The organism is Fusibacter sp. A1 (assembly GCF_004125825.1).
Classification (GTDB): domain Bacteria; phylum Bacillota; class Clostridia; order Peptostreptococcales; family Acidaminobacteraceae; genus QQWI01.
The window spans coordinates 178,803-205,520 of sequence record NZ_QQWI01000009.1 but is presented as its reverse complement, the minus strand read 5'-3'; the positions used below and the strand labels follow the sequence as shown (position 1 = coordinate 205,520).

Below are 26,718 nucleotides of genomic sequence, written 5' to 3'. Positions count from 1 at the left end.
TGGCACTTGTACTAGATGGATTGGGGGTTAAATGACCCTTTTCATGATGAGATAATAACAGGAGTTCCTTATTTGGTCATAAGAAAACCCCTGTTTTCTAATAAACAGGGGTTTGTCAACAATCTCAGAACGCCTTTAGGCGTTCTTTTTTTGATGAACCAAGAGAAAAGTCTCAAACTGCATTGACAGATTAAACAATAGATTATAAACTAAACATATGTTAGTAAAGGGGTGATGGAATGACAGAGCGCGAACGAGAAATATTGGGTATCTTAAGAGAGAATCCACTGATAAACCAGAAGGATTTGGCCAAACAGCTTGGAATTGAACGTAGTTCTGTAGCGGTTCACATAACAAATCTGATGAAAAAAGGTATCATCCAGGGAAAAGGATATATCATCAATGATGAAAAACATGTCTGTGTGATCGGTGGTTCGAATGTCGATATCGTCGGGAAGGCATCGGTGCTTAAAGCGAACGATTCCGCAATCGGCTCCATTCAATTGTCAGCCGGTGGAGTTGGTAGGAACATCGCAGAGGCGATCGCAAGACTAGAGGTGCCTGTGAAGCTTTTGAGCGCTGTCGGAAGCGACGTTCACGGCGAGCTAATACTTAAGGCATGCAGACGAGTCGGCGTGGATGTGAATCAGGTCCATGTTGACCGGATGTTGTCGACAAGCGCCTATATGGCGATGCTTAGTGGTGATGGGGATATGGCTTATGCGATCAACGATATGCAAAACATCACCTCGGTATCCGCGGGATACATCAGGGAGCACCAGCATATGATAAAACACGCGTCTGTGGTGGTCATTGATGCCAACCTGACTAGTGAGGCGCTGGAGATGATTGGTAAATTCGAGCTCAAGAGACTCATTGCCGACCCAGTGTCGGCGGAGAAGACGGATAAGCTGAAACCGCTTCTTCTTAATCTGTATGGACTAAAGCCGAACAGAATTGAAGCGCAGAGGCTGACCGGCGTCAAAATCGAGACACTCGACGATGCGGTGGCGGCGATTGATATCCTCCATCAACAGGGCGTGAAGCACATCGCCCTATCTATGGGAGCGGACGGCCTGCTGGCATCGGATCAGGAACAGGTCATCCACTTTAGGAACAAGGCGATTTCAGCTGTAAATGCGACAGGTGCGGGGGATGTGTTCACTGCTACCTGGGCGGCTTCCTTACAGCAGGGATTCAACTTTTTTGATGCGATCAAGCGGTCGATGATCGCTGCAAGATTCAATGTGCAGTCGGAACTTACTATTCATGAGGCGCTCTGCAAAGAGCAAATAGAGATTGATATGAAAGAGGTAGAAATTTATGAAAACATACTTAGACATCCATCCTGAGGTAGAATCGGCGCTTTCTGAAGGTAGACCGGTAGTGGCGCTTGAGTCGACAATCATCTCCCACGGAATGCCTTATCCGCAAAACGTACAGATGGCCAATAAAGTGGAACAGATCATCAGAGACGGCGGCGCGGTTCCTGCGACCATCGCCATATTGGATGGTCGTATGAAAGTGGGTCTGACACCGGATGACCTTGAACTTCTAGCCACACATAAGGACGTGAAGAAAGTCAGCCGTAGAGATATGGGAATCGTAATCGCCAAGAAGTACCACGGTGCGACTACGGTTGCGACTACGATGTATGTCGCATCACTCGCTGGAATAAATACCTTTGTCACAGGCGGCATCGGTGGTGTTCACAGAGACGGCCAGAACACGTTTGACATCAGCGCGGATCTTATGGAACTCGCCCAGACTTCTGTCGCTGTCGTATGCGCGGGAGCCAAGTCGATACTCGATATCGGCTTGACGCTTGAATACTTGGAAACACACGGAGTACCGGTTATCGGACTGGATACGGATATATTCCCAGCCTTCTATACAGCTCAATCAGAGTTCGGTGTGGATGCGAACCTGAATCCTGTTGAGGTTGCGGCGTCCATGAAAGCCAAATGGGACATCGGACTAAGTGGCGGACTGGTGATTGCGAATCCTATCCCAAAAGAACACGCCATGGATGAGAAAATGATCGCAAAGGCGATTGAAGATGCCCTTAAGGAAGCTGACGAAAACGGAATCAAAGGCAAAAAGATCACTCCCTTCCTATTAGGAAAAATCAAAGATATCACTGAAGGAAAAAGTCTGGAAGCCAATTTGGCGCTTGTTTACAACAATGCGAAAAAGGGTGCTGAAATCGCAGTGGCTTACGCTGAATTAAACAGATAAATCGACAAGGCAAACCCGGAAGACGTTACCTGTCCATTTTGCAAAAAAAAAAAAATAGGTTTAGTTGATTTGCGCTTGGGTATAACTCTCTCGTCAGCATTTTTGAGGAGGCGTAAATGAAATACACATGTGAAGTAATGATCAATAAACCTCGTGAGCTCGTAGTAGAGGCTTACCGAAACACAGAGTGGTTGTCGTATTGGTATGAAGGTTTTGTATCGATTAAGCCTCTGATGAGAAACTTTGGCGTGGCTGGATCAAAGGCTATCCTGAAATGCGAGCAAAACGGTGAAATATCTGAAATCAGTGCGGTCGTTGAAAGCGTAAATGAACCTGAAAGTGTGACTTTGCGTTTTCAGATGGAGAATGTCTGGTACAGGGCCATCAGCGAACTGTATGAAGACGACACAGAGGCCATGGTGCGAACAAGATGGGTTCAAAGGATCGAATTTCATTTTCCCGGTATTCTGGCAATCACAAGCCTGTTAAATAAGAAGTTCTATTATAACAACACACTCAGGAAAATGAACCGATTTAAAGCGTTTGTAGAAACGCATGATTTTGAGAATCAAAGGGTAGAGGAATAAAACAGCCTTCAGGCATCGCCTGAAGGCTGTTTTCTATTTGAACACTTTTGTAATCAGATCATCCAGCTCATCATACATGGCAAGACCTTTCAGTTCTGACAGGCCTTCAAGCATACTGACGTAATACCACTTTTGCTTTTCATATGGAGCGTGGAAATGGTCCCAGACCGCGTCGCCCTTGTGGTGGAGATTTCTGTAGATGGAACGGATGTTGCTGAGCTTATCGGCGCAAATGACGAGTCTCATGTCATGGGTAGCCGTGGTGCTGACATGCTTTATGGCCCAGTCTTTTCTCGTTTGCCAACAGACTTCCTTTTGAGGTTCGGTACATCCTGCAACTATTTCAGCGATGCGCGCACCGAATTGCTGTCTGATCATCTCAATGCTCATGGTGGTATCCTCCACCGTATCGTGAAGGATACCGGCTGAGATGATATCCTCATCGGCGCCGTTTTGAGCCAAGATTATGGCGACTTCAAGGGGATGGGCGACGTATACGCCGTTTTCAAGTTTTCGTAACTGATCTTTGTGTGCTTCAATTGAAGCTTGTATCGCATCGTATACCATATAAAGACCTCCAAATCTGGTCGGAATCATCTACTCTATTATCATTGTACCCGAAGTTACTATAAAATCCCATCAAATCAATGGTTTATCGTTCATCTTTTAAGGTATGAATGTAACAGCGATAAATTTATGATTGGAGGAACACAATGAAGACGATAGAAAATAGAATAGTAAATACGATAAGGCTATTAAGCGCCGATGCGGTGCAGAAAGCGAATTCGGGTCACCCCGGGCTTCCTATGGGAGCGGCTCCGATGGCTTTTGCTCTGTGGTCCAAACACTTGAAAGGCTCTGCGACGGATCCGAACTGGCATGACCGTGACCGGTTTATCCTTTCTGCAGGGCACGGCTCGATGCTTCACTATGCGCTCTTGAACCTCTTCGGTTACGAGGTTGGACTTGATGACCTGAAATCATTCAGGCAGTGGGAATCAAAAACCCCGGGACACCCCGAATACGGGATGACCCCCGGTGTCGAATCCACAACGGGACCACTCGGCCAGGGGCTTGCCATGGGAGTCGGACTCGCCATTGCGGAAAGCAGGTTGGCTGCGAAGTTCAACCGTGAAGGCATGAATATCGTAGACCACCACACCTTCGTCATCGCCGGTGACGGCTGCCTGATGGAAGGTATCACATCGGAAGCGTCTTCCATGGCAGGACACATGAAACTTGGTAAACTGATTGTCCTTTATGACGACAACCAAATCACAATAGACGGCTCGACAGAACTTAGTTTCACGGAAGATGTGACAAAACGCTATGAGGCTTACGGATGGCAGGTGCTTGAAGTAGAAGACGGAAACGATCTCGAGCGCATCCATCAGGCGATCGAAAGCGCTAAATCCAACCTTGAGACTCCGACACTGATCCGTATAAAGACGATCATCGGTTTTGGAAGCCCCAATAAGGCGGGTACCTCAGGTGTCCATGGATCACCGCTCGGTGAAGATGAGCTTAAGCTTGTGAAAGAGGCATTTGAGTTCAATCCGAACGAATCCTTTGTGGTGGAAGAAGATGTCATAGAATATATGAAGCTGGTGATCGATCACCGGGAAATGGGCAGATTCAAATGGGAGGAGCTCTACCAGAATTACCAAGATACCTACCCGGAACTTGCTAAGGAATGGGAACTGTGGCATGATTACGAGATTCCTGAAAATGCCTTTGCAAACAAGTCGCTATGGGAACCCTTTGAGACGAAAGATGCGACAAGAAGCTCTGGCGGTAAGTTCATGAACCTGATTAAACCCATCGTGCCCAACCTGATGGGTGGTTCCGCCGATCTGAACGGATCGACTAAAACCTATCTTAAGGGCTTCGGTGATTACCAGTGGGATAACAGAGACTCGGACAACCTGTTCTTTGGAGTAAGAGAGCATGCGATGGGCGCTGTTTTAAACGGACTGGCCCTCCATGGAGGAGTCAGACCTTTCGGAGCCACCTTCCTTGTGTTCTCCGACTATATGAAGCCAGCCATCAGATTGTCTGCACTCATGAAACTTCCTGTCATCTACGTGTTCACACACGACAGCATTGGCGTTGGGGAAGACGGACCTACCCATCAGCCGATCGAACACTTGCTGATGCTAAGAAGCATTCCGAATGTGACCGTATTTAGACCTGCCGATCCAAAAGAGACAGCGATCTCATGGGTGGAGGCGCTAAATAACATCACTGGTCCTTCTGTCATCGTCTTATCCAGACAAAACCTACCTGCCCTTGAGGGAGTTGGAAGAGGGGCTCATCATGGGGGCTATGTGCTAAGTCCGTCTCATAAGGAGATTCCAGAAGGAATTCTTATCGGTACAGGAAGCGAAGTGCATGTCCTTGTCGAAGCCCAGCGCCTGCTGAAGCTTGACGGTATCGAAGTGAGTGTAGTCAGCATGCCTTCTGTTGAACTTTTCAACAGACAAAATTCAGCCTATAGGGAAGAAGTGCTTCCTAAGGACATCAAAAAAAGAGTGGTGATGGAAGCGGGGGTCAGCATGGGCTGGCACCGCATCGCAACCGATGGCGGGGTTGTCATCGGCATGGACCGTTTCGGCGAATCCGCACCTGGAGAGGTTCTTTTCAAGGAGTTTGGATTCACTGCGGAACATGTCGTCAGCGCATTTAAGAAACTTTAGATCTAAAGTCAGTGACAATTTGAAGGATTGTCACTGACTTTTTTACTTGTTATACTGGTTAAAATGCAGAAAAGTCAAGTGTCAGGGGTGTGATGATGAAAAATGTGATATTGTTTGATTTGGATGGCACGCTTACGGATCCGAAAGTAGGAATTACGACTGCTGTAGCCAAGGCGCTAAAGGAGTTTAAGATAGGTGTTGATGATTTGGAGACCTTGACCCCTTATATCGGACCGCCTCTCAAAGACAGTTTCATGCTTTACCATGGACTAAGCGAAGAGGACGCGATCAGGGGGATCGGATATTATCGTGACTACTACATGACTACCGGAAAATTCGAAAATATACCCTATGAAGGGATAGTCAAGACGCTTCATATCTTAAAGGACAAGGGCTATAGATTGGCGGTCGCAACCGGAAAACCAACGTCAATCGCAGTGGAGATCTGTCAAAAGTTCGGTCTCGATGTCTATTTTGAAACGATTCAGGGAAGCAACCTGGACAATACCCGGACCTCAAAAAAGGAGATCATTGAAGCCGCTCTTCTTGAAATGGGTATTGAAGACGCCTCCGGCTGCATGATGGTAGGGGATCGGGAGCACGACATTTTTGGCGCATCAGCTCTTGGAATTCCTACTATTGGCGTGCTTTACGGCTATGGCAGCGAGCTAGAACTGTTAAAGGCGGGTGCTGTATGCCTTGTAGAGCGTTCAAGTGATCTTCCAGGAGTACTTGAGACCTTTGAACAAAAGAAGACGAGGTGAGTTGAGTGATGAAGGGTTTAGTAAGAGATGCCAAAGTAGATGATGCGCAGGCCATTTGTGAAATATACAATCCGGTAGTCAGGCAGACTACGATTTCTTTCGAAGAGCAAGAGGTCGGTGTGGAGGAAATGAAAAGCCGAATCGAACGGATCAGCCATTCACACACCTGGATCGTCTATGAAGTCGACGGCGAGGTTCTGGGTTACGCGTATGCTTCACAGTGGCGGGGCAGACCGGCCTATAGGTACAGTGTGGAATCCGCGATCTATATCAGCGACGGGCTGCAAGGCAAGGGAGTGGGACGACTGCTTTACGAAAGCCTGATAAGCCGACTTAAGGAAAGTGGTTTCAAACTGATCGTCGGAGTGGTCGCAGGAGAAAATCCAAGGAGCGAGCTGCTTCACGAAGCGATGGGATTCGAAAAGGTGGGAACCTTCAAAAATGCGGGATTCAAATTTGGACATTGGATCGATGTGACCTTTTACCAGAAATCGCTTTTATGACATGTCTTTAGCTTCAAATAAGAAACGACAGAGCTTTTGGCTCTGTCGTTTTGACTATAACGTGTTATGTGGTTTGATTGCTGTTGGCTTTCTCGATCAGATTTTCATTCATGAAAAAGAGTTTATAGTCTGAATCCGCACCTAGGATGTGTGAAAAAATCCATTTGCTGATGAATTTGATCAGATCCATCGCATAGGCCTTCTGATTGATATCCAACTCGCTCAGATCGATTTCGTTCAATTCGTCGATGAACTTTTGATGCTCCACCTGGTGGGCGTCGAGTGCAGGATAGGCATATCGCTCAAGCAGGCTTTCTTCTGAAGCGAAATGATAGATGGTATACGCCTTCAGGCTGTCGATGAGTTCGACGAGCTCGTCGTAGATATCCTCAGCGCCGCTAAAGAGCAGTTTTTCGATCTGTCTTCCAAGTCTTACGAGTTCCATGTGCTGAACATCGATTTCTGTGATGGTTGTAGCATATTCCGGTTTCCAGTTGAATAACATAGTGTCGCGCTCCTTTACTGTACGATTATACTTTGGTAACTAATTGTAACGTAAAAGGAGCGGATTTTCAATTGACGATTTTAAAAAGCTAAGTCGAACCGGTTTCATGGTTTTATTGTAGTAAATATCCAATTGACAAATAGTCAATCCGCTTCAACACCGGATGTTTTTGGGTATACTTGACAACCGTTAACGATTAATTGGCGATTATTACAAAAATGAGATAAGTGTCTTAAGCCTCATTGAGCATCTATACTTCCTTTGATACAATGGATAAGGAAGTACGCCAAGAGGTGATTTTTTTATGGGAGTGATGGGAAATGTTTACAAGACTGCAAAAGAGAAATGGCGAAATCGCATTTTTTGATCCGTGTAAAATTGAAAACGCGGTATTTAAGGCGCTATACGCATGCAATAAAAATAGAACCAAAAAGACATTGAGAAAGGTAGCGGAGGTTGCGACGGAATATGTGACGCTCGAACTCGAGGAAGTCTATGATGTGGAGCACCTGCCTACGGTTGAGGAAGTACAGGATACGGTTGAGCGTGTCTTGATGCGAATGGGCGAATACGATACGGCAAGATCCTACATCAAATACCGGTATGAGCATAAGAAAGAGCGCGAAATCAAACATTCAGCCCTTGACATGTTGGATCTGTTTGATGGCTATCTGGGTCAAAAGGACTGGACAGTCAAAGAGAACTCGAATATGAATTACAGCCTGCAGGGCCTTAACAACCATGTCGTCGCCAAAGCGTCCGCGACCTTCTGGTTGCACTCGGTCTATCATGAAAGCATAAGAAACGCGCATAGCACGGGGGATTTACATATACATGACCTGGGACTTTTATCCACCTACTGCTGTGGCTGGAGTCTGGAGGACCTGCTCCGAAAGGGTTTCTGCGGCGCCGAAGGAAAGGTCGAGTCCGGGGCCCCAAAACATTTTGATTCGGCTCTCATGCAGCTGGTCAACTTTATCTACACGCTTCAGGGAGAAGCTGCGGGTGCCCAAGCGGTGTCAAATTTCGACACGCTTCTCGCACCCTTCATCTATTTTGACAGATTGACCTATCCTGAAGTCAAGCAGGCGATGCAGGCGTTCATCTTCAACATGAACGTTGCAACGCGTGTCGGTTTTCAAACGCCCTTCTTCAATATCACCATGGATAAGGAGGTACCTTCTACCCATGCCGATTTACCGGTGATCATCGGTGGAGAAGGTCAGTTTGACTATACCTACAAGGATTTTCAGAAGGAGATGGATATGATCAATATCGCCTTCTGCGAAGTCATGATGCAGGGCGATGCCAAAGGGCGGATCTTCACTTTCCCTATCCCTACCTACAATATCACCGACAACTGGGAATGGGATAACGAAGTCAGCAATAGGATTATGGAGATGACAGCGAAATACGGCATCCCCTACTTCAGCAACTTTGTGAGTTCGGATCTGGATCCTGAAGATGTCAGGTCCATGTGCTGTAGACTGAGACTGGACAACAAGGCCCTTATCAGAAGAGGTGGCGGCCTATTTGGAGCCAATCCCAAAACGGGGTCGATCGGCGTAGTGACCATCAATATGGCCCGACTCGGTTATGTTTCGGCTTCCATGGAGAAGCTCAAGGAAGAACTGGGCAGACACATGCGAACTGCGATGGATTCCTTGGAACTCAAACGCAAGGTACTTGAAGAAAACATCAATAGCGGTCTTTATCCTTACTCGAGGTATTACCTGCAGGATATCTATGACTCGCACCAGGAATATTGGTTCAATCACTTTGCGACCATAGGTCCAAACGGAATGAACGAGTGCATTCGTAATCTGACTGGAGATACCGAGGATATCACGACGCCTGTAGGACTTCAGATGGCTGAGGAAATCCTGGATCATATGAATGACATCCTAGTAGGTTTTCAAGAGGAGACAGGGCACCTGTACAACCTGGAGGCAAGTCCTGCAGAAGGCACCGCGTATCGATTTGCAAAACTCGATCTTGAAAGATACCCGGACATCTCGGTAGCGGGTACGGATAAGCCTTATTATACCAATAGCACGCAGCTTCCTGTGGGGCATACCCAGGACCTGTTCGACGCGCTTGACATGCAGGAATCGCTGCAGACCAAATATACAGGCGGAACCGTCTTCCATGCATTTTTAACTGAAAAGATCAACGACGTGCAAACGGTCAAGGACGTGCTCAAAAAAGTGATGTCAAACTATAGCATTCCGTATTTTACCTTGACTCCGACCTTCAGCATCTGCCCGGACCATCAGTATATCAGCGGTCAGGTGCCTAAGTGCCCTACTTGCCAAAAAACCACCGAAGTATGGACTAGAATCGTAGGATATCATCGTCCTGTAAGCAATTGGAACGATGGCAAGCAGGCTGAATTCGAGGAACGTGTGACTTTTGAAATCAATTAGGAGCTTGTAATGATACACTCATGGATCAAGACCAGTATGATCGATTATCCAGGGCGAATGGCCGCGGTGCTGTTTTTAAGCGGATGCAACCTCTCTTGCGATTACTGCCATAATGCGGAGCTGATTCGGCATGACAGCTCGATCGGCACATCCTGGTCTGAGGTTTTGGCAAACTTGATCTCGCGCCGACATCTGATAGACGCTGTGGTGATTTCTGGTGGCGAACCCACACTTCATCCCTCGTTACTGAAAATCATAGGCGATTTGAAGGCGAATGGTTTTTATGTGAAACTCGACACCAACGGTGCGAGACCTGAGTTGATTAAGAAGCTTATTTCTGAGTCGCTGGTAGATTATATCGCGCTTGACGTGAAGGGGACATCCGAGTCTTACACCGCCATGCTCGGTGGGACGGAGTGCGACTTCGCCTCAGCTATGGACGTGTTGTCGATTCTGAACGAAAGCAAAAGCGCTTATGAAGTACGCACGACGCTCATAAGAAGCGAGCATTCCATCGAAAGGCTTGTAAGTCTGTTTGACCTTCATAAGCCGGTTCGAAAATGGGCGCTTCAGCAGTTCCACCATGCTCAAAGCAACCATAAGGATATCCGGTTCGAAACCTATAGCCTGACTGAAATGGATAGCCTAAAGCAAATGCTTTTGAAACATGGTCTTGCTGAGACCATAGAACTTAGAGGGAATTATTAGCAAGTAATAGAAAAAGGTAACGATAATGCCGGTATTGTGCAATAAAAGACACTGAATCACAAGGTGAAAACGTTATTTTATTGAAAATCCACTCTTTTTAGAGTGGATTTTTCTTTTTAAAAGAAAGCCAAATCGATTAATCCTTTTCTTATTTAAATGAATTGAGCAATTTGTATATTAAATTAGTTGTTGATGTTTAGATATTTACTTTGAGCGCAAATTCGGTTTAAATATTAGGGTAACAACAAGCTTATTAGATGCTTATGCATCATGTTTTTTATGGGAGGAACACATGCGTCCAGTTAAGATTACAGAAACTGCTTTAAGAGATGCACATCAATCATTAATGGCGACTAGACTAAAAATCGATGAAATGATTCCAATTCTAGAAAAAATGGACCAGGTCGGTTACCACGCACTTGAGTGTTGGGGTGGAGCGACATTCGACTCATGTCTTAGATTTTTAAATGAAGATCCTTGGGAACGTCTACGTACGATCCGCAAACACGTGAAGAACACTAAACTTCAAATGCTTTTGAGGGGTCAGAATATCCTCGGCTATAAAAACTATGCAGATGATGTGGTGGAAGAATTTGTTAAGAAATCCGTTGAAAATGGAATCGATATCATCAGAATTTTCGACGCGCTCAACGATACGAGAAATATTAAAGTCGCTCTTGATGCGACTAAAAAGGCTGGTGCCCATGCGCAAGCAGCTATTTCATATACCATCAGTCCAATCCACACGACTCAGATCTATGTCGAGCTTGCAAAAGAGATGGAAGCGATGGGAGCCGATTCAATCTGCATCAAAGACATGTCGGGTCTTTTAACGCCATTTTATGCAAGTGAGCTTGTGGGTGCGATCAAAGCTGCGATATCGGTTCCACTTGAAGTGCATTCACATGCGACAAGCGGCCTTGCCAGCATGATGTACCTAAAAGCGATTGAAGCAGGTGCGGACATTGTGGATACGGCGATCTCGCCTCTATCTTCGGGTACTTCGCAACCGCCGACGGAATCCTTAGTGGCGACGCTGAAGGAATCAGACTATGCTACAGGACTGGATCTTGAACTCTTAAGCGAGATCGCAGATCACTTCAGACCGATTCGTGAAGCTTACATGGCCTCGGGCATACTGAGTCCTAAAATGCTGAGCGTAGACATCAATACACTTATCTACCAGGTGCCTGGTGGAATGTTGTCAAACCTTGTGTCACAGCTGCAACAACAAAACGCGCTTGATAAATACGAGGAAGTATTAAAAGAGGTGCCTAAGGTACGTGAGGACTTAGGATTCCCGCCTCTAGTAACACCAACAAGCCAGATGGTCGGCACTCAAGCGGTATTGAACGTGATCATGGGCGAACGTTATAAGATGATTCCTAAAGAGATCAAAGAATACGTCCGTGGAATGTACGGTAAGCCAACGCTTCCAATCAGTGCGGAAATCATAAAGAAGATCATCGGTGATGAAACTCCGATCACTTGCAGACCTGCAGACACGATAGAACCTCAGCTTGAAGGATTCAGAAACGAGATGAAGGAATACCTTGAGCAAGAGGAGGATGTCCTTTCTTACGCTCTGTTCCCTCAAGTCGCACTTGAGTTCTTCAAACTTCGTCAAACAAAGAAATACAAGGTGGACAATGAATTCGGAAACAAGCAAGACCAGACTCACTACATCTAGTAAATGACAGATGCCACTGGACCCCTTAGGTCTGGTGGTGTTTTCTTTTTTTTTGATTTGTGATACACTGGTTGGTATTCATCAGTTGAAGATTGGAGAAAAAAATGAACAATAAGATTAATAGGAAAATGAGCCTCTTGCTGATTTTAATAATGGTACTGACTCAAATCGCTTTTGCCGAACCGGTTCCTGTATCGGTTAAAATCAACGACACTTACCTTAAGACAGATGCGGAGCATCTTCTGATCGACGGGCGTGTCTACGTAGTCGCAAGGTTTGTAGCCGAGGCACTTGGTGCCCAGGTCACTTGGGACGAGACAAACGCAGTGGCGCATTTTGTAAAAGAGGATATGCATCTGGTATTCGGACAAGGTGGCGGTAAATCCTTGAGGATCGACACTGAAATTCCGATTGAAGGACATACCTTTATCAGTGAGGGACGGCTATATGTTCCGGTGCGTGTTTTTGCAGAGTTCTTTTTATCGGAAGTGACGTGGATCTCAGAGAGTAGGACCGTCCAGATTACAAAAGAGGATGTCGTCATTCCAGAAGAACTGACTGGCGAAGCACCTATCGACGAGAAGGAACTCGAGTGGTTGGCACGCATGGTAAGTGTCGAAGCGAGAGACGGGTCGGTGATTAAAAAGATCGCTGTAGCCAATGTGATTCTAAACCGTGTGAAAAGCGATCAGTTTCCTGATACGGTATATGATGTGATCATGCAAAAAGGTCAGTTTCCTCCAGCGCACTGGACCAGCTTCCCGGGCATTGAACCGGATGAGGTGAGTATAGAAGCGGCAACGAGAGCGCTATATGGAGAAAACAACGTCGAGACATGCCTGTATTTCAACCTAAAGCCTTTTAGCTGGAAACCTCAAAGCGATTTTTACAAGGAGATCGAAGGGGATTACTTTTACTACTAGGACAAATGGCGCAAACCTTTATGGGCAAGCGCCATTTTTTTTTCGGTTTTCTTTTTTTATTGCCCGTAATTGATTATACTGTAGATAGGATGCGGTCATAACGCGAGGGGGAGAGTGGAAATGGATTTTGAACGAGTAATCGACAGGGTGCCTTTGCTGATAGATGATAAAAAGTGGCTCCAGCTGGTAAAGGATTCCTTACCTGAAGTAAGTAGAGAGTATGATGAACTTGTGAAGCTTAACAATAGATTGACGGAGATAGAAGGCGAACTCATCGGCCTGAAAAGGGAAAAGAAAAGGTTGCTTAACGACATCATCAAGGTGACCGACGGACATCAGGAAGGGCAGATCGAGGATGAAGGGCAGGTGGATGAGATGAAAGGTCGAATCCATGAAATCAATGACGAAATCGACCAGCTACAGTACGAATCGGAGTTGCTACCGACTGCCATCAAGAAACTGAATAGGGAGATAGGAATCGTCTCGGTCCGGTGGATGTATGAACTGCTCAAAGCTGGAAAGGAACGAACCGAGGTTTTGGATCTTGAGATCAAGACCCTGAGGGAAAAACTCGGATCGATGTATGAGGAGAAGTTTTCACTAGAAGCAAAAAATAATGAAATGTATCAATATGTGCACCATCTGCTTGGAAAGGAAATCACCGAACAACTGGATGGATTCTACAAGGGCGAGGAAAAGGACAATGATTAAGGGAATCGGATCGGACATCATCGAAATCGATCGAGTGAAGGACGCCTGTGAGAATGAACGGTTTTTAACAAGAAATTTCACTGCCTGTGAGCTGGAAATGTTCAAAACAAGAGGAAACAGGACGGAAACCATCGCAGCGAACTTTGCGATGAAAGAAGCGGTCGTAAAGGCCCTCGGAACTGGATTCAGAGGACTCAACCTCATCGATATCGAGGTGCTCAGGGATGATCTTGGAAAACCGATCGTAACCTTGAATGAATCAATAAAGACGGTGATGAATAAATATGGAATCACCGCTGTCCATGTGAGCTGCTCCCATGCGAAAGCTTACGCGGTAGGCTATGCAATCGCTGAGTGATAGGGTAAAATAGAAGAGTACAAAATTCAAATTCAGGGAGATTCGAACATGCAGGCGACAAGACCCGTTTGGGCAGAAATCAACTTAGACAATTTAGCACACAACATACGTGAAGTAAGAAGAGTGACAGATAAGAAATCGCTTGTGACTGCGGTCATCAAAGCGGATGGATACGGACATGGTGCTGCAAGAATCGGGAGGACACTGCTTGATAACGGTGCTGACCGATTCGCTGTAGCCACCTTATCCGAGGCAATCAGCCTGAGAAAAGCCTTTAAAGACACTCCGATATTGGTTCTTGGCTATACGCCGAATGAGTTGGCTCAGAAGGTGATCGACCATCAACTGATACAGACGGTCTACACGCTGGAACAAGCAAAGTTCTTCAATGAAACGGCCGGCGAGTGTTCCACTCAAATGACCGTGCACCTTAAACTGGATACAGGAATGAGCAGGTTAGGATTTTTATGTGATGAAGCGGGTACACAATCCGTAGTCGCTTGCTTCTCGCTTGAGCACCTTTTCATCGAGGGGGTGTATACACACTTCGCATGTGCGGATGAAGTGGATAAGTCAACGACCCATCATCAGGTTAGTCGTTTCAACCAGGTGATAGAAGCGATTGAAAATGCCGGTTTTACGGTGCCGATCAAACACGTGAGCAATTCAGCCGCCATCATCGACCTGCCGCAATACAATTGCGACATGGTCAGAGCGGGCATCATGCTTTATGGCCTTTATCCGTCGAAAGAGGTGGACCACACTGCGGTCGAACTGAAGGAAGTCATGAGCCTCAAAGCTAGGATTTCTCTGGTAAAGACCTTGCATGAAGGGGATAGCGTAAGTTACGGGCATATCTATACCGCCAAAGAAGGCGAGCGAATCGCCACTTTACCTCTGGGGTACGCCGACGGATTCACAAGAATGCTGACGGGAAAGACGGATGTGATTCTCCGTGGAAAACGCATGCGGATTGTAGGGAAAATTTGCATGGACCAGTGTATGGTCAGCGTGACAGACGAGTCCGCTAAAATCGGAGATATCGTCACGATGTTCGGTACACATGAAGGTGCGTTCAAATCAATCGATGAAATTGCCGATGCCGTCGGTACGATCAACTATGAAATTGTTTGTATGATTGACAAGCGTGTTCCTAGGCATTATTATCATAAGGGCGTCTTGGTAGCGATCAGTGATGATGTGCTTAAATTGTCCGCTATTGATTAAAAAAACATTACAGAAAGAATAGTTGCGAATATTAGCGTGATTTAGGGTATAATAGGATTAGTAATTTCATCACCCAAATGCATATTTACATAGCCTAGATTTTAGGCACCCTAGGGTTACTGCCCTAAATTTTCATATGATGATAAAAAAATTCACTCTGCGACGCTGTCGTAAAAAACCTTTTGGTAAAGAGTGAGCGGAGGGAACTTATGCAGGGGACAAATCCAGTTTTTGAATATCTTTCTGAGGATATGAAGCGAGAGTACAAACATTATGTCAAGTGCCATTCTGACCACGGCGCCATAATTAATGAAGCGATGAAACTTTACATCGGCGAACTGAAAAGAAATCAGCGTATACAAGAATTACGGTCCGGCTATGAGCAAATGGCTGAGATCAATTTGGATTATGCTGAAACGGGATTTGTAGGAGATATGACCTCATTGGACGATTATGAACACAACTTAAAAATGAGGAAAAAGTAAATGGAAATTAGACGTGGTGACATTATTCTTGCCGACCTTTCACCAGTGGTGGGGTCTGAACAAGGCGGTCTTCGGCCGGTTTTAATCATACAAAACGACATCGGGAATAAATACAGCCCGACTGTTATTGTTGCGGCCATTACTGCACAAATCACCAAGTCTAAGCTTCCTACCCATGTCGAGTTGAAAAAAGGCAAGCATGGGTTGACTAAAAATTCCGTCATTTTGATGGAACAAATAAGGACAATCGATAAAAAACGTTTAAGTCAAAAGCTGGGGCATGTCGACAAAATTCTGATGAAGGCTGTCGATGATGCGCTGATAGTCAGTTTAGGACTTTATGACGAAGTGTGAAGCTTTTGACGGCTGTCAAAAGCTTTTTTTTAGAGGAGAAACAAGATGGTGCGAATGAAGAATCTGATTTTTCTGATGCTTGGCTTGAGTTTTGGTCTGGGAGTGGTCGTATTTGCATTCTCTTCACCTGGTACCGATCAAGATCCTTTGGTATCGCTGTCTTATGTCGAAAAACGACTGGATGAGATTAAGCGTGAGATCTTAGGGTCACAGTCGACATCGGACGGTCAAGCGCCTGTGTTTGAAAAGCTGACGTTTAAAAATGGAACAAGGATTGCGTTCTCCGATTCCACTGAGTTTATCGTCAGAAGGGGAAAAGCGGTGGTGGTTGATCCGCTAAACAACAAGATACCTGATTTGACGACTGGCATTGACCTTATGGCGGATGAAATCGTACCACTGAACCATTTGCTGTTTGTTCCTGCTGAAGATGGACGTGGTCTTAAGATCGCACAGGACAGCCAAGAGTTCTGGATAATGATAAAAGGTCCGTATATTGTGATTGAATAAATTGGCATGGGGCGCAAAAGATGAAAAAGTTGTTTTTAATTGGATACTACGGATACGATAATATGGGAGATGAAGTGCTTCTTTCTTCAATCACCAGATTTCTTAAGGAACAAGGCGGGATAGCGATCAAGGTTTTGAGCTATAACGCCCACGACACCGAACGGGTACATGGAGTGGAAGGAGTTTCGCGTTCGAAAGGCTTAGGCCTGATCAAGCAGATACTCCAGACCGACATACTCGTAAGCGGTGGCGGTAGCATACTTCAAGACGGAACCAGTTCTAAATCGCTGTACTACTATATGGGAATTCTCGGACTTGGCAAGCTGTTAGGTAAAAAAGTCTATCTGATGGGTAACGGATACGGTCCTGTCACACATGGCTACAACCGTATGATGCTCAAGTTCCTACTTAAAAATGTCGACGGAATCGTATCAAGAGACCAGGACGCCTATGAAGCCTTTGCGCGTTATCAGCCCAAAAGGTTGTTCAACGGTGTGGACTGCGTATTTTTACAAAGGTCGGATCAGACTACCCATGCGGATAAACCAAGTAAACGGCCTTATGTCGTCATGTCTCTGAGACCTTGGAAAAACGACTTGGCCATCTTGGAAGCTGTGAGCGACACCATTGACAAACTGGATAGACTCGGTTATGATACTGTTCTTGTTCCGATGAAACAGCCTGATGATAGCCTATTCAGCAGACCCCTGCTTGAAAAGGGAGGACACGTGAGTCTTTTGGAGCACGATATCGAGGCGCTTAAGCAGTGTTTGGAACACGCATCGTTCACAATAGGAATGAGACTGCATGCCCTTATTCTATCGACGATCGCCCATACTCCGTTTATAGCGGTCAGCTACGACCCAAAGGTCGCAAGCTTCGCAAGGCAGGTCGATCAAAAGGTCGGATGCACGACAGAGTCGATTTCCAGCGAAAAACTATCCGACGCCATCGACGATATGCTTATGAATTTGGAGAAGTATAGGATGTTGCTAAATGAAAACTTGGTCGACCTTAGCAAAACAGCGACTGAGCAAATGGAACTGCTTATGACTTGGATAAATGACTGTAATTAGGATGCATTAGAAGTGGAATGGTGAGAATGTGATGAAGACAAGTGTGAAAATATTTGGTGTGAGAATTGACAATGTTACTCTTGAAGACGCTTTCAAGCAGTTTGTCACGTTTTTAAAGCGTGAGAAAACAGCGGCGATCTACACTCCAAACCCAGAAATCGTTCTTTTGGCACAAGAAAATGTAGAGCTGAAACGGGCCTTGCTTGATGGAGAGTTGGTGGTGCCGGACGGTATAGGGCTGATTTATGCGTCAAAGATTCATAAACTGGGTTTAAAGGAAAGGGTTCCAGGCATCGATCTGATGGAACGTGTTCTTAAGTTCCTCAATACGACTAAAGGAAGCATCTACATTTTAGGTGGAAAACCTGAGGTTGCGGATGTAGCCGCTTTTCATATCGTGGAAGAGTTTCCAAACATCATGATCAAAGGCACCAAAGACGGATATTTTGATGACGAAGAGGAACTAAAGATCATCGATCATATCAACGAAGTAAAACCGGACGTCCTATTTGTCTGTCTGGGTGCGCCAAGACAAGAACTATGGATCCATAAGCACAAGAACATCCTTAGCTGTAAAGTCGCTATGGGTGTGGGCGGATCTGTCGACATATGGGCCGGACATGTCAAGCGGGCTCCGAAATGGATGCAGAACATGGGACTTGAATGGTTCCATCGACTTATCATCGATCCTTCAAGACTAAAAAGAATGTTGCGACTGCCTCTGTTTATGCTTAAAGTCGTAACGACTAGAAAAATATAAATTTCAAAACCAGCCCAAGAGGGCTGGTTTTTACATGCGTGGAAACTGGAGAACGTTTTCCATGGTGATAAGTGATAATGTAAATATTGATTAATTGTTAATATTAATGAGGTGTTTTATTATGAATAATCGTTTAAAATGGATAATGGACTATGTAATCATGTCCATCGGATGTTTTATCATTGCGATGGGTCTTGTCCTTTTCTTGGCGCCGCATACTATCGCGCCAGGTGGCGTGACAGGACTCGCCATCGTCGTACAGACGTTGACAGGTATACCTATTTCGGTTACGAACTTAGCCGTCAACATCCCCCTTTTTGTCTTGGGCGTGTTCTTTTTAGGAAAAACATTCGGTGCGAAAACGGCCTTTGGCGCCGGGATGTTATCGATAATGCTTTATGGTTTTGAGCGGTATGCCTCAACGGCCACCGTCACAGGCGATTTGCTGCTGGCAGCGGTTTTTGGAGGGATACTCACAGGCGCTGGGATCGGTCTTGTATTCAGGCAGGGTGGAACGACTGGCGGAACGGATCTTGCGGCAGCGATACTCAAAAGGTTCTTTCCACATCTGTCACTTGCGAAACTGATGATGCTGATCGACCTCTTAGTGGTCATTTCGGCAGGGATTGTTCATAAAAGTATCGAAACGGCATTGTATTCGATGATTGCTTTATATATTATAGTAAAGGTGGCCGATTTTTTTGTAGAGGGCATGAATTACTCGAAGTCCCTCACCATCATCACCGACCACCCCGATGTTTTATCCAGCGCGATCATCACAAAAGTGAATCGCGGTGTGACATTTTTAAGCGGCAAAGGAATGTACACAGGTTCCCAAAAGGGCGTTTTACTTTGTGTGGTATCCAGAGCTGAAGTTGCAAAAGTGAAAGCGGTCGCAGCGGCTTACGACCCAAAAGCGTTTATAACGGTATCTACCGTTCATGAAGTACTAGGAGAAGGCTTTAAAGAGATTGACTAGTGGAGGTTTTTGAATGAAACAAACTGTAGAACAGCTTAAATCAACTGCGAATGTCATTAGACAGGATATTGTCGAAATGGTTCATTTAGCAGGTTCGGGTCACCCAGGTGGGTCGTTATCTTCAGCAGATATACTTGCAACACTCTATTTCAACGTGATGAACGTTGATCCGGAGAACACTTCAAATGACGAAAGAGACAGATTCGTTCTGTCAAAAGGTCATGCGGCACCTGTACTTTACAGCGCACTTGCAAGACGTGGCTATTTCAAGCCTGAGCTTTTAAAGCAGTTAAGAAAAACTGGAGCCATGCTACAAGGCCATCCAGACATGAAAGGCACTCCAGGAGTTGAAATGTCGACAGGATCATTAGGTCAAGGGTTTTCAAGCTCGATCGGTATGGCTATCGGTAAAAAACTGGACAACTCATCAGCGCGTATCCACGTACTGCTTGGAGATGGCGAGCTTAACGAAGGCATCGTGTGGGAAGCTGCTATGGCAGGCGCCCACTACAAGCTGGACAACCTGGTTGCGGTACTTGACTACAACGGTCTTCAAATCGACGGTAAGAACTCGGAAGTCATGAATGTGTCTCCAGTGGACGAGAAGTTCCTCAGCTTCGGATGGAATGTCATCGTGACTGATGGACATGATGTAGAGGCCCTACTTGCAGCATTTGAAGAAGCGAAAACAGTAAAGGGAAAACCTACACTTGTTATTGCGACTACAATCAAAGGAAAAGGCGTTTCATTCATGGAAGACCAGGCCGGCTGGCATGGTACTGCGCCAAATGTTGAACAATTCGAAAAAGCGATGAAAGAACTAGGGAGGTAAGCATCATGAAGAAGATTGCAACTAGAGAAGCTTACGGAAAAACTTTAGTGTCACTTGGCGAACTCAATCCGAATATTGTAGTTCTTGACGCTGACCTTTCAAAATCAACAAAAACGGCTGATTTTAAATCAGTGAATGAAGATAGATTCTTTAACATGGGTATTGCTGAACAGAACCTGATGGGTGTTGCGGCTGGTCTTGCGACAGTCGGCAAGGTTCCTTTCGCTTCTACATTCGCCATGTTTGCGGCGGGTAGAGCGTTTGAGATCATCAGAAACTCGATCTGCTACCCGAAACTTAACGTAAAAGTGTGTGCGACTCATGCGGGCCTTACAGTCGGCGAGGACGGAGCATCGCACCAAGCGATCGAAGATCTGGCGATCATGCGCTCACTTCCGAACATGACGGTGGTAAATCCAGCGGACGGCGTGTCTACAGATAAGCTTTTAAGACTTGTAGCCGATTTCCACGGACCTGCTTATGTTCGTCTTGGAAGACTTGCTGTGGATGCTTGCTACGACGAGAACGCTACGTTTGAAATCGGTAAGGGTAACACGCTTAGGGACGGTGACGACGTTACGATCATCGCTACAGGCATCATGGTCGCAGAAGCGATCAAGGCTGCAAAGATGCTAGAAGCTGACGGAATCGGTGCAAGAGTCATCGACATGCATACGCTAAAGCCAGTCGACACGGACATCATTGTGAAGGCTGCAAAAGAAACAGGCAGAATCGTTACAGCTGAAGAACATAGCGTTATCGGCGGACTATTTAGCTTAGTTTCTGAAACAGTGGCGATGCACCATCCGGTGCCGGTTAGACCGATCGCTGTGATGGACACATTCGGCGAATCTGGAAATCCAGCGGAACTTTTGATCAAATACAATCTGACTGCTGAAGCGATTTACAAGGCTGCAAAATAAACTATCAAAAAAAGCTGTTATATCCCATAGGGATGTAACAGCTTTTCTTATTAGAAGGCTCTTTTCGCATATCGTATCTTGCCCGATGCGGACTTTGGAATTTCTGAAACTTTTTTCACGGTTATATCCTTCGTATCGAACTTTTTTGCGATCAGGTCGACGAAGTGTTCTATCTGCCCGTCGGTAGTGTCCGGTTTTGGGACGATCGCGATGTCAAAGTGTTCAGGGGAGGTCTGGATGACCTGGAAGGTCTCGAAGGCGTTCATGTCACGGGCGATGTGGTTGACGAAATGGCCATGCACGTATTCGCCGGTCTTTGTGATGAACATGTCGTCCACGCGGCCGTCAAGGCTTGTCAAAATCCGATGCTTCCTGCCGCAAGCGCAAGTGGACGCTTCTATCTTGCCAAGGTCTCCGACCTGGTAGCGGAGTCTTGGCATGCTATAGTTGTGAAGGTCTGTGATCAGCAGTTTTCCACTAGCGGAGGTGGCAAGATCAGAGTTCAGATCGACCGTTTCTACAAAAAGCGATTCCTCCGCCAGGTGCATGTTGTGGCTTGGACACTCATAGGCGATGATGCCGCCGTCCCTTGCTCCGTATTCGTTGATGCAAGTCGTTTTAAATACACTCTCTATGAGGATCCGCTGCTCCTCGAACAAATTTTCCGAAGTGCTGACGATGCCCTTAAGCTGATGATCGATACGCAGGCCTTCCGATTCGATCAGCTGCGCAAGTGCGAACAAGGCCGACGCATAACCGTAGATGTAGTCCGGCTTATAGCGGTGGATCAGCGCGACATGGGACTTGATTTCTTCTTTTTTAAGGGAGTATGCCGGAATGACCACACGGTTTTTAAGGATCTTTTCCTTGAACTGAGCCTTTTTATTTTTAAGTACGTCGATTTCCACAGGGGATCCCCAGACCATGATCGATCGGTCATAGGGGGTGATCCCGTACCAGGACAGTCCGCGATACCTGCACGCCTCGTAGAATTCGACCGTATTCCTGTCGATCACAAATCTAACAGGTTCTCCCGTGGATCCACCCGTTCGGTTTTCGATACGGTCTTCCACTTTCGAAGATACCGAAAGAAAAGCCTGGGGATTAAGGCTGAAAGTTTTCTTATCAAGTACGGGAAACTGTTTTAGCGCATCCTTGGGATTTTTTATGATGACAGGCTCCAAATGCGTATAAGGCATGTAATAGGGAACTTCTTTGATACAGTGCAGCAAGAGCTTCTTTAATGCTTGGTCCTGCTGCTTTTGCAAGGATGCGCTCTCAGACTTGTCGGTCTCGAGAAGCTGCGTGATCCTTGTTCTTATGTGATTGCCCTTTATGTGCTCCATATAGGGATATAGGGCATGACGAATCAGTGGTTTGATGATATCCATAGTAACCTCCTCTACCTATCCTAATGATAAGCGATATTACATAAAAAAAAAAGAAAATCCAATCGGTATTCATAGGTTTATTGCATGGATTCCAGTATAATGAGAGTAATGAAAACTACTTTAGGGGATTAGATGATGAACAAAGGCATGAATAAGGATATACTCTTTTATTTACCTGCAAAACTCATAGAGGGTCTTGCAGGTGTTTTAATGATAAGTCTGTACACGAGAATTCTGACACCGCAGCTCTACGACCATTACATCCTGCTAAACGGTACGGTGCTGATGTGCTATCAGCTGATTGTCGGCTGGCTGCTTCATGCGGGTTACAGGCACATCAACGAGGCGCAGACCGATTCGGAGAAGACAAAATACATCTCGACGCTCCTTACCACCTGGCTGGGACTCCAGTCGATCTATCTTGCTGTTGCGGGCCTGATCTACGCCTTTGTCTCGGACTACAGGGTCTGGATACTTTATAGTCTCTTATGGTTTGTCTTTTATTCCGGAACGCAGCTGATGATCGCGGTGCTCGCAGCCAATAAGAAAGTGATGCTTTCTGTGAGCGCTTCAACAGCGACATTAAGTGTAAAGGTGCTTCTGACCTGGGGGCTGAGTCAAGTGGTTTCGCCATGGGCAGGGATCGTGATTTCGCATATCACAGTCGATGCTGTCCTATTCGCGGTTCTGCTTGCAAGGTCGTCTTTTATCACATTCTGGAAGTTTTCTGAGTGGGACTACGCGCTGTTTAAGAAGTTTCTACATTACGGAGTGCCGCTTATAGGCATGGCGCTTGCCATGTCGGTGACGAGCATGTCAGACCGGTTTGTGATCGACAGGTTCCTAGTCGGCGGGAGCGCAGGCATCTATCAGGCCAACTACGGTATAGCCGCCGCAGCCTTCTCGATGATCATGATCGCCATGATGAGGGCTGTTTATCCAAACATACTCAAGCATTTTGAAAGGGATAGGTCTTCCTATCCAAGCGTGATATGGCAAGGGCTGAGAATGTATCTTCTACTAGCCGTTCCCGCAGCTGTGGGACTTGTATTACTATCGTATGATATTTCGGCAAGAATTCTTGATTTACAATATGTAGTGGGCTATTCTGTTATTGGTTGGGTCGCTGCGGGAATGCTGCTTTTAGGGCTCACCGAATACCTGATCAAACCGCTGGAGCTGAACAAGAATACGAAGCCGATATTTTTAGCCAGTGTGGCGGCGGCTTCACTAAATTTGATTTTAAATCTGATCTATGTGCCAAGCGGCGGAATCATCGTCGCCGCGATGACGACTTTCCTGTCCTATCTCGTCTATCTGCTGATTTTAGCCGTAATGGTCAAGAGCAAGTACGAGATTATCATAAAATGGAAGAGTGTGGCAAGGATCTGCCTTGCGTCGTCTGCGATGGCGATTCCGGTACTTTTGACAAAAAACTTCATCACAGGCTGGCTCACTCTTATTGCAGTGGTCTCTTGTGCGGTTCTTGTCTACTCGGCAGCACTCATAGTCACAGGTGAACTTAAGAATGAACTAACTTATCTACTATCCAAATTCAGGAGGCAAGACTAAATGACAACTATAAAAGATAAAAAAATCTGCGTGATCGGCATCGGTTATATCGGATTACCTACAGCTGCCATGTATGCGAGCAACGGCTTCAATGTGGTGGGATTCGATGTCAACGAGCATACGGTCAATGAGCTGAACAAAGGAAAGATAGTCATAGAGGAACCTTATCTTGACGACCTTGTCATGCATGCGGTGGATACTGGAAAGCTGCGTGCGACTACGGTCATCGAGCCTGCGGATGTCTTCTTCATCGCCGTACCGACTCCGATCACTCCAGACCATAAGGCGGATATGCGTTATGTGGAGGCTGCCTGCCATACGATCAAGTCGGTGCTCAAAAAAGGTGATATCGTAGTACTCGAGTCGACTTCTCCTCCGGGAACCACTGACGATATCGTGGTGCCAATTCTTAAGGAGACCGGTTTTGACATCGGAACGGACATTTACGTGGCGCATTCGCCTGAGCGGGTGATTCCAGGTAGAATCCTTATCGAGCTTGTGGAAAACAGCAGAATTGTCGGCGGAATCAACGATGTTTCTTCTGAAGCCGTAAAAGCGCTCTTCAAGACCTTTGTAAAAGGTGAGATCTTCATCACCGACTCCAAGACCGCAGAAATGTGCAAGCTGATGGAAAACACCTATAGGGATGTCAACATAGCGCTTGCGAACGAGCTTGCTAAAATATGTGAGAACATGGGCATCAGCGCATGGGAGGTTCGCGAGCTTTCCAACCATCATCCACGTGTGAACATCCATATGCCAGGTCCTGGCGTAGGCGGACACTGTATCGCTGTGGATCCTTGGTTTATCGTTGAAAAACATCCAGACCTTGCAAGGATCATGAATGCGTCAAGACAGACCAACGACTCCATGCCTCATCACGTGCTTAACCGTGTAAAAGCGCTCGCAGAACCTAAAAGCAAGGTGGTTCTGCTTGGAATCACCTACAAACCGGATGTGGACGACATGCGGGAGAGTCCTATCGTAGAGCTTGACGAACTGCTCAGAAACGATGGATTCGATGTGCAGGTTCACGATCCCTTTATCGAAAGATACAATAAGGACATCTATGAGACGCTAAAGGACGCGTCGCTGGTCGTGCTTGCTGTGAACCATAAGACCTATGCGGACATCGATTTCGATAGAATGTACGATGTTGTCGCAAAACCAGTGATTTTGGATACTCGCAATTTCTGGGCGGATAAACTGAAGGATGACAAACGATTTGTCAACTATGTGTTAGGAAGTGGAAAGTAGTGAAGAAGGTATTGATGATTGCCAATGAGTTTCCACCCATTGGCGGGTCCGGTGTGCAAAGGAGCGCTAAGTTCGCAAAGTACCTACCGGAGTTCGGTTATGAGCCCATCATAGTCACAAAAAAATATTGTGGGGGACTCTATGACGAGTCGCTGCTCAAAGACCTGCCCTCCGACTTGAAAAGGCATGATCTTGAAAGCACGGACTGGGTGAACGGCAAAGGCTTCCTCGGAAAGGTGAAACGCGCTGTCGGAACCCGTATTTTTATTCCGGATGCGGAGTTTTTCTGGTACCGTAAAAACAGAAAACACGTCCTGTCGCTAGTGGATGAGTTCAATATCACCATCCTCTACTCGACGTCCTATCCCTACAGCGACCATCTTTTGGCTGAATATATCAAGCGGAAAAGACCCCATGTCAAATGGATCGCCGATTTTAGGGATGAATGGACCAACAATCCATACAGCACTGAAAAGCTATGGATGAGGCTGAGACATCCAATCGAGCGAAAGCTAGAGCTTGGGATTGTTGAAAACTGTGATTTTTTGATTACGAACACACCCTTCATGTTGAAGAACTTCATCACAGACACGCCTGACATCGCCCATCATAGCACCTATATTCCAAACGGATTCGACCATGACGACTTCGCGGACTACAGACAGAGCAACCAGGACAACGATCGGTTCCACATGGTCTATTCAGGCGCCCTCTATGGACGAAGAAAACCGGATCATGTGCTTATGGCCCTCTCAGAACTGATTGGCGAAGGGGCGATCGACCGTGACCGTGTGAGCATCGAGTTTATCGGCAACTATCATGAGCATATCATGAAAGGCCATGCGGACCACTTTTGTCTCGATGGAGTCATGAGTGTTACAGGATACATGTCCCACGGGGACTTACTCAACCATATGGGTAAGGCGAACCTGCTGCTGCTCATCGAATCCGAGAAGAACTTCTATACCGGAAAAGTGTTCGAGTACATCAAGTTGAACATTCCAGTGCTTGCCACAGTGCCTATAGACGGCGCGGCTGCAAGTGTGATCCTGGATACAAATACAGGTGATGTCGTAAATACAGAAGACGTCACAGCCATCAAGCAGAGCATTCATAGCAGGTATGTCCAGTGGACACAAGGCGAGCAGAGATACGAGCCTGATGTGGATGCGATAGAAAAATTCAGCAGAAAAGCTCAGACAGAAGCTCTGGCCAAGTGTTTTAAAAAAGCGTAGGGGATATT

The 26,718-nt window shown here is 46.2% G+C and carries 27 protein-coding genes; 24 read left to right on the top strand and 3 right to left on the bottom strand.

The window, feature by feature from the left end:
- The first annotated feature begins 239 nt into the window (after nucleotides 1–239).
- The 3 genes from DWB64_RS14220 (at nucleotide 240) to DWB64_RS14210 (ending at nucleotide 2,825) form a co-directional block, all read left to right on the top strand.
- Complete coding sequence (locus DWB64_RS14220) at nucleotides 240–1,352, top strand: PfkB family carbohydrate kinase (protein WP_129488917.1); 1,113 nt, start codon at nucleotides 240–242, stop codon at nucleotides 1,350–1,352.
- Nucleotides 1,324–2,238: a pseudouridine-5'-phosphate glycosidase gene (locus DWB64_RS14215; protein ID WP_129488916.1), complete on the top strand. Its 915-nt coding sequence runs from the start codon at nucleotides 1,324–1,326 to the stop codon at nucleotides 2,236–2,238. Before DWB64_RS14220 ends, DWB64_RS14215 begins: the two co-directional genes overlap by 29 nt.
- A gap of 116 nt (nucleotides 2,239–2,354) precedes the next feature.
- Entirely contained in the window at nucleotides 2,355–2,825 is a 471-nt protein-coding gene (locus DWB64_RS14210) for a hypothetical protein (RefSeq protein ID WP_129488915.1), read from the top strand.
- Between the two features lie 33 nt (nucleotides 2,826–2,858).
- On the opposite strand, the gene DWB64_RS14205 is transcribed toward DWB64_RS14210, so the two are convergent.
- Entirely contained in the window at nucleotides 2,859–3,392 is a 534-nt protein-coding gene (locus DWB64_RS14205) for an HD domain-containing protein (protein ID WP_164980425.1), read from the bottom strand.
- Nucleotides 3,393–3,538: 146 nt separating this feature from the next.
- On the opposite strand from DWB64_RS14205, the gene tkt reads away from it, so the two are divergent.
- The 3 genes from tkt (at nucleotide 3,539) to DWB64_RS14190 (ending at nucleotide 6,788) form a co-directional block, all read left to right on the top strand.
- Nucleotides 3,539–5,521 carry a transketolase gene (tkt, locus tag DWB64_RS14200; RefSeq protein WP_129488913.1) on the top strand — a complete coding sequence of 661 codons (1,983 nt, stop codon included), beginning with the start codon at nucleotides 3,539–3,541 and terminating at the stop codon, nucleotides 5,519–5,521.
- Between the two features lie 95 nt (nucleotides 5,522–5,616).
- Nucleotides 5,617–6,285, top strand: coding sequence for an HAD hydrolase-like protein (locus DWB64_RS14195; protein ID WP_129488912.1), 669 nt, complete (start codon nucleotides 5,617–5,619; stop codon nucleotides 6,283–6,285).
- 8 nt (nucleotides 6,286–6,293) lie between these two features.
- Nucleotides 6,294–6,788 carry a GNAT family N-acetyltransferase gene (locus DWB64_RS14190; protein ID WP_129488923.1) on the top strand — a complete coding sequence of 165 codons (495 nt, stop codon included), beginning with the start codon at nucleotides 6,294–6,296 and terminating at the stop codon, nucleotides 6,786–6,788.
- Between the two features lie 64 nt (nucleotides 6,789–6,852).
- On the opposite strand, the gene DWB64_RS14185 is transcribed toward DWB64_RS14190, so the two are convergent.
- Nucleotides 6,853–7,293: a bacteriohemerythrin gene (locus DWB64_RS14185; RefSeq protein WP_129488911.1), complete on the bottom strand. Its 441-nt coding sequence runs from the start codon at nucleotides 7,291–7,293 to the stop codon at nucleotides 6,853–6,855.
- A gap of 320 nt (nucleotides 7,294–7,613) precedes the next feature.
- Here DWB64_RS14185 and DWB64_RS14180 point away from each other — a divergent pair, with 320 nt between their 5' ends.
- The 15 genes from DWB64_RS14180 to DWB64_RS14110 all read left to right on the top strand — a co-directional run bounded on the left by DWB64_RS14180 (nucleotide 7,614) and on the right by DWB64_RS14110 (nucleotide 21,255).
- Nucleotides 7,614–9,719 (top strand): ribonucleoside triphosphate reductase, encoded by a 2,106-nt coding sequence (locus DWB64_RS14180; protein WP_129488910.1) that lies wholly within the window; start codon nucleotides 7,614–7,616, stop codon nucleotides 9,717–9,719.
- Between the two features lie 9 nt (nucleotides 9,720–9,728).
- Complete coding sequence (locus DWB64_RS14175) at nucleotides 9,729–10,427, top strand: anaerobic ribonucleoside-triphosphate reductase activating protein (RefSeq protein WP_129488909.1); 699 nt, start codon at nucleotides 9,729–9,731, stop codon at nucleotides 10,425–10,427.
- A 292-nt stretch (nucleotides 10,428–10,719) separates the two neighbouring features.
- A complete protein-coding gene (locus DWB64_RS14170; RefSeq protein WP_129488908.1) occupies nucleotides 10,720–12,117 on the top strand; it encodes an oxaloacetate decarboxylase subunit alpha in 1,398 nt (465 codons plus the stop codon).
- 104 nt (nucleotides 12,118–12,221) lie between these two features.
- The gene (locus DWB64_RS14165; protein ID WP_129488907.1) at nucleotides 12,222–13,040 is read left to right on the top strand and encodes a stalk domain-containing protein; all 819 of its coding nucleotides are present in this window, start codon (nucleotides 12,222–12,224) and stop codon (nucleotides 13,038–13,040) included.
- 120 nt (nucleotides 13,041–13,160) lie between these two features.
- Entirely contained in the window at nucleotides 13,161–13,751 is a 591-nt protein-coding gene (locus DWB64_RS14160; protein ID WP_129488906.1) for a hypothetical protein, read from the top strand.
- Nucleotides 13,744–14,109 carry a holo-ACP synthase gene (gene acpS, locus DWB64_RS14155; protein ID WP_129488905.1) on the top strand — a complete coding sequence of 122 codons (366 nt, stop codon included), beginning with the start codon at nucleotides 13,744–13,746 and terminating at the stop codon, nucleotides 14,107–14,109. Before DWB64_RS14160 ends, acpS begins: the two co-directional genes overlap by 8 nt.
- A gap of 48 nt (nucleotides 14,110–14,157) precedes the next feature.
- Nucleotides 14,158–15,336 (top strand): alanine racemase, encoded by a 1,179-nt coding sequence (gene alr / locus DWB64_RS14150; protein ID WP_129488904.1) that lies wholly within the window; start codon nucleotides 14,158–14,160, stop codon nucleotides 15,334–15,336.
- A gap of 209 nt (nucleotides 15,337–15,545) precedes the next feature.
- Complete coding sequence (locus tag DWB64_RS14145) at nucleotides 15,546–15,821, top strand: CopG family transcriptional regulator (protein WP_129488903.1); 276 nt, start codon at nucleotides 15,546–15,548, stop codon at nucleotides 15,819–15,821.
- Entirely contained in the window at nucleotides 15,822–16,175 is a 354-nt protein-coding gene (locus DWB64_RS14140) for a type II toxin-antitoxin system PemK/MazF family toxin (protein ID WP_129488902.1), read from the top strand.
- 45 nt (nucleotides 16,176–16,220) lie between these two features.
- A complete protein-coding gene (locus DWB64_RS14135) occupies nucleotides 16,221–16,685 on the top strand; it encodes a hypothetical protein (protein ID WP_129488901.1) in 465 nt (154 codons plus the stop codon).
- 20 nt (nucleotides 16,686–16,705) lie between these two features.
- On the top strand, nucleotides 16,706–17,761 hold the full coding sequence (gene csaB / locus DWB64_RS14130) for a polysaccharide pyruvyl transferase CsaB (protein WP_129488900.1): 1,056 nt from the start codon (nucleotides 16,706–16,708) through the stop codon (nucleotides 17,759–17,761).
- 31 nt (nucleotides 17,762–17,792) lie between these two features.
- Nucleotides 17,793–18,521: a WecB/TagA/CpsF family glycosyltransferase gene (locus DWB64_RS14125; protein ID WP_129488899.1), complete on the top strand. Its 729-nt coding sequence runs from the start codon at nucleotides 17,793–17,795 to the stop codon at nucleotides 18,519–18,521.
- Nucleotides 18,522–18,642: 121 nt separating this feature from the next.
- The gene (locus tag DWB64_RS14120) at nucleotides 18,643–19,500 is read left to right on the top strand and encodes a YitT family protein (protein ID WP_129488898.1); all 858 of its coding nucleotides are present in this window, start codon (nucleotides 18,643–18,645) and stop codon (nucleotides 19,498–19,500) included.
- A gap of 13 nt (nucleotides 19,501–19,513) precedes the next feature.
- A complete protein-coding gene (locus DWB64_RS14115; RefSeq protein WP_129488897.1) occupies nucleotides 19,514–20,332 on the top strand; it encodes a transketolase in 819 nt (272 codons plus the stop codon).
- A gap of 2 nt (nucleotides 20,333–20,334) precedes the next feature.
- Nucleotides 20,335–21,255, top strand: a complete 921-nt coding sequence (locus DWB64_RS14110; protein ID WP_129488896.1) for a transketolase family protein — start codon at nucleotides 20,335–20,337, stop codon at nucleotides 21,253–21,255.
- 50 nt (nucleotides 21,256–21,305) lie between these two features.
- On the opposite strand, the gene DWB64_RS14105 is transcribed toward DWB64_RS14110, so the two are convergent.
- On the bottom strand, nucleotides 21,306–22,646 hold the full coding sequence (locus tag DWB64_RS14105; RefSeq protein WP_129488895.1) for a phenylacetate--CoA ligase family protein: 1,341 nt from the start codon (nucleotides 22,644–22,646) through the stop codon (nucleotides 21,306–21,308).
- Nucleotides 22,647–22,778: 132 nt separating this feature from the next.
- Here DWB64_RS14105 and DWB64_RS14100 point away from each other — a divergent pair, with 132 nt between their 5' ends.
- From DWB64_RS14100 to DWB64_RS14090, 3 genes are read left to right on the top strand one after another with little or no spacing between them, the layout of a single operon-like run.
- Nucleotides 22,779–24,218 carry a lipopolysaccharide biosynthesis protein gene (locus tag DWB64_RS14100; protein ID WP_129488894.1) on the top strand — a complete coding sequence of 480 codons (1,440 nt, stop codon included), beginning with the start codon at nucleotides 22,779–22,781 and terminating at the stop codon, nucleotides 24,216–24,218.
- Complete coding sequence (locus tag DWB64_RS14095) at nucleotides 24,219–25,475, top strand: nucleotide sugar dehydrogenase (RefSeq protein WP_129488893.1); 1,257 nt, start codon at nucleotides 24,219–24,221, stop codon at nucleotides 25,473–25,475.
- On the top strand, nucleotides 25,475–26,710 hold the full coding sequence (locus tag DWB64_RS14090; RefSeq protein WP_129488892.1) for a glycosyltransferase: 1,236 nt from the start codon (nucleotides 25,475–25,477) through the stop codon (nucleotides 26,708–26,710). Before DWB64_RS14095 ends, DWB64_RS14090 begins: the two co-directional genes overlap by 1 nt.
- Nucleotides 26,711–26,718 lie beyond the last annotated feature (8 nt).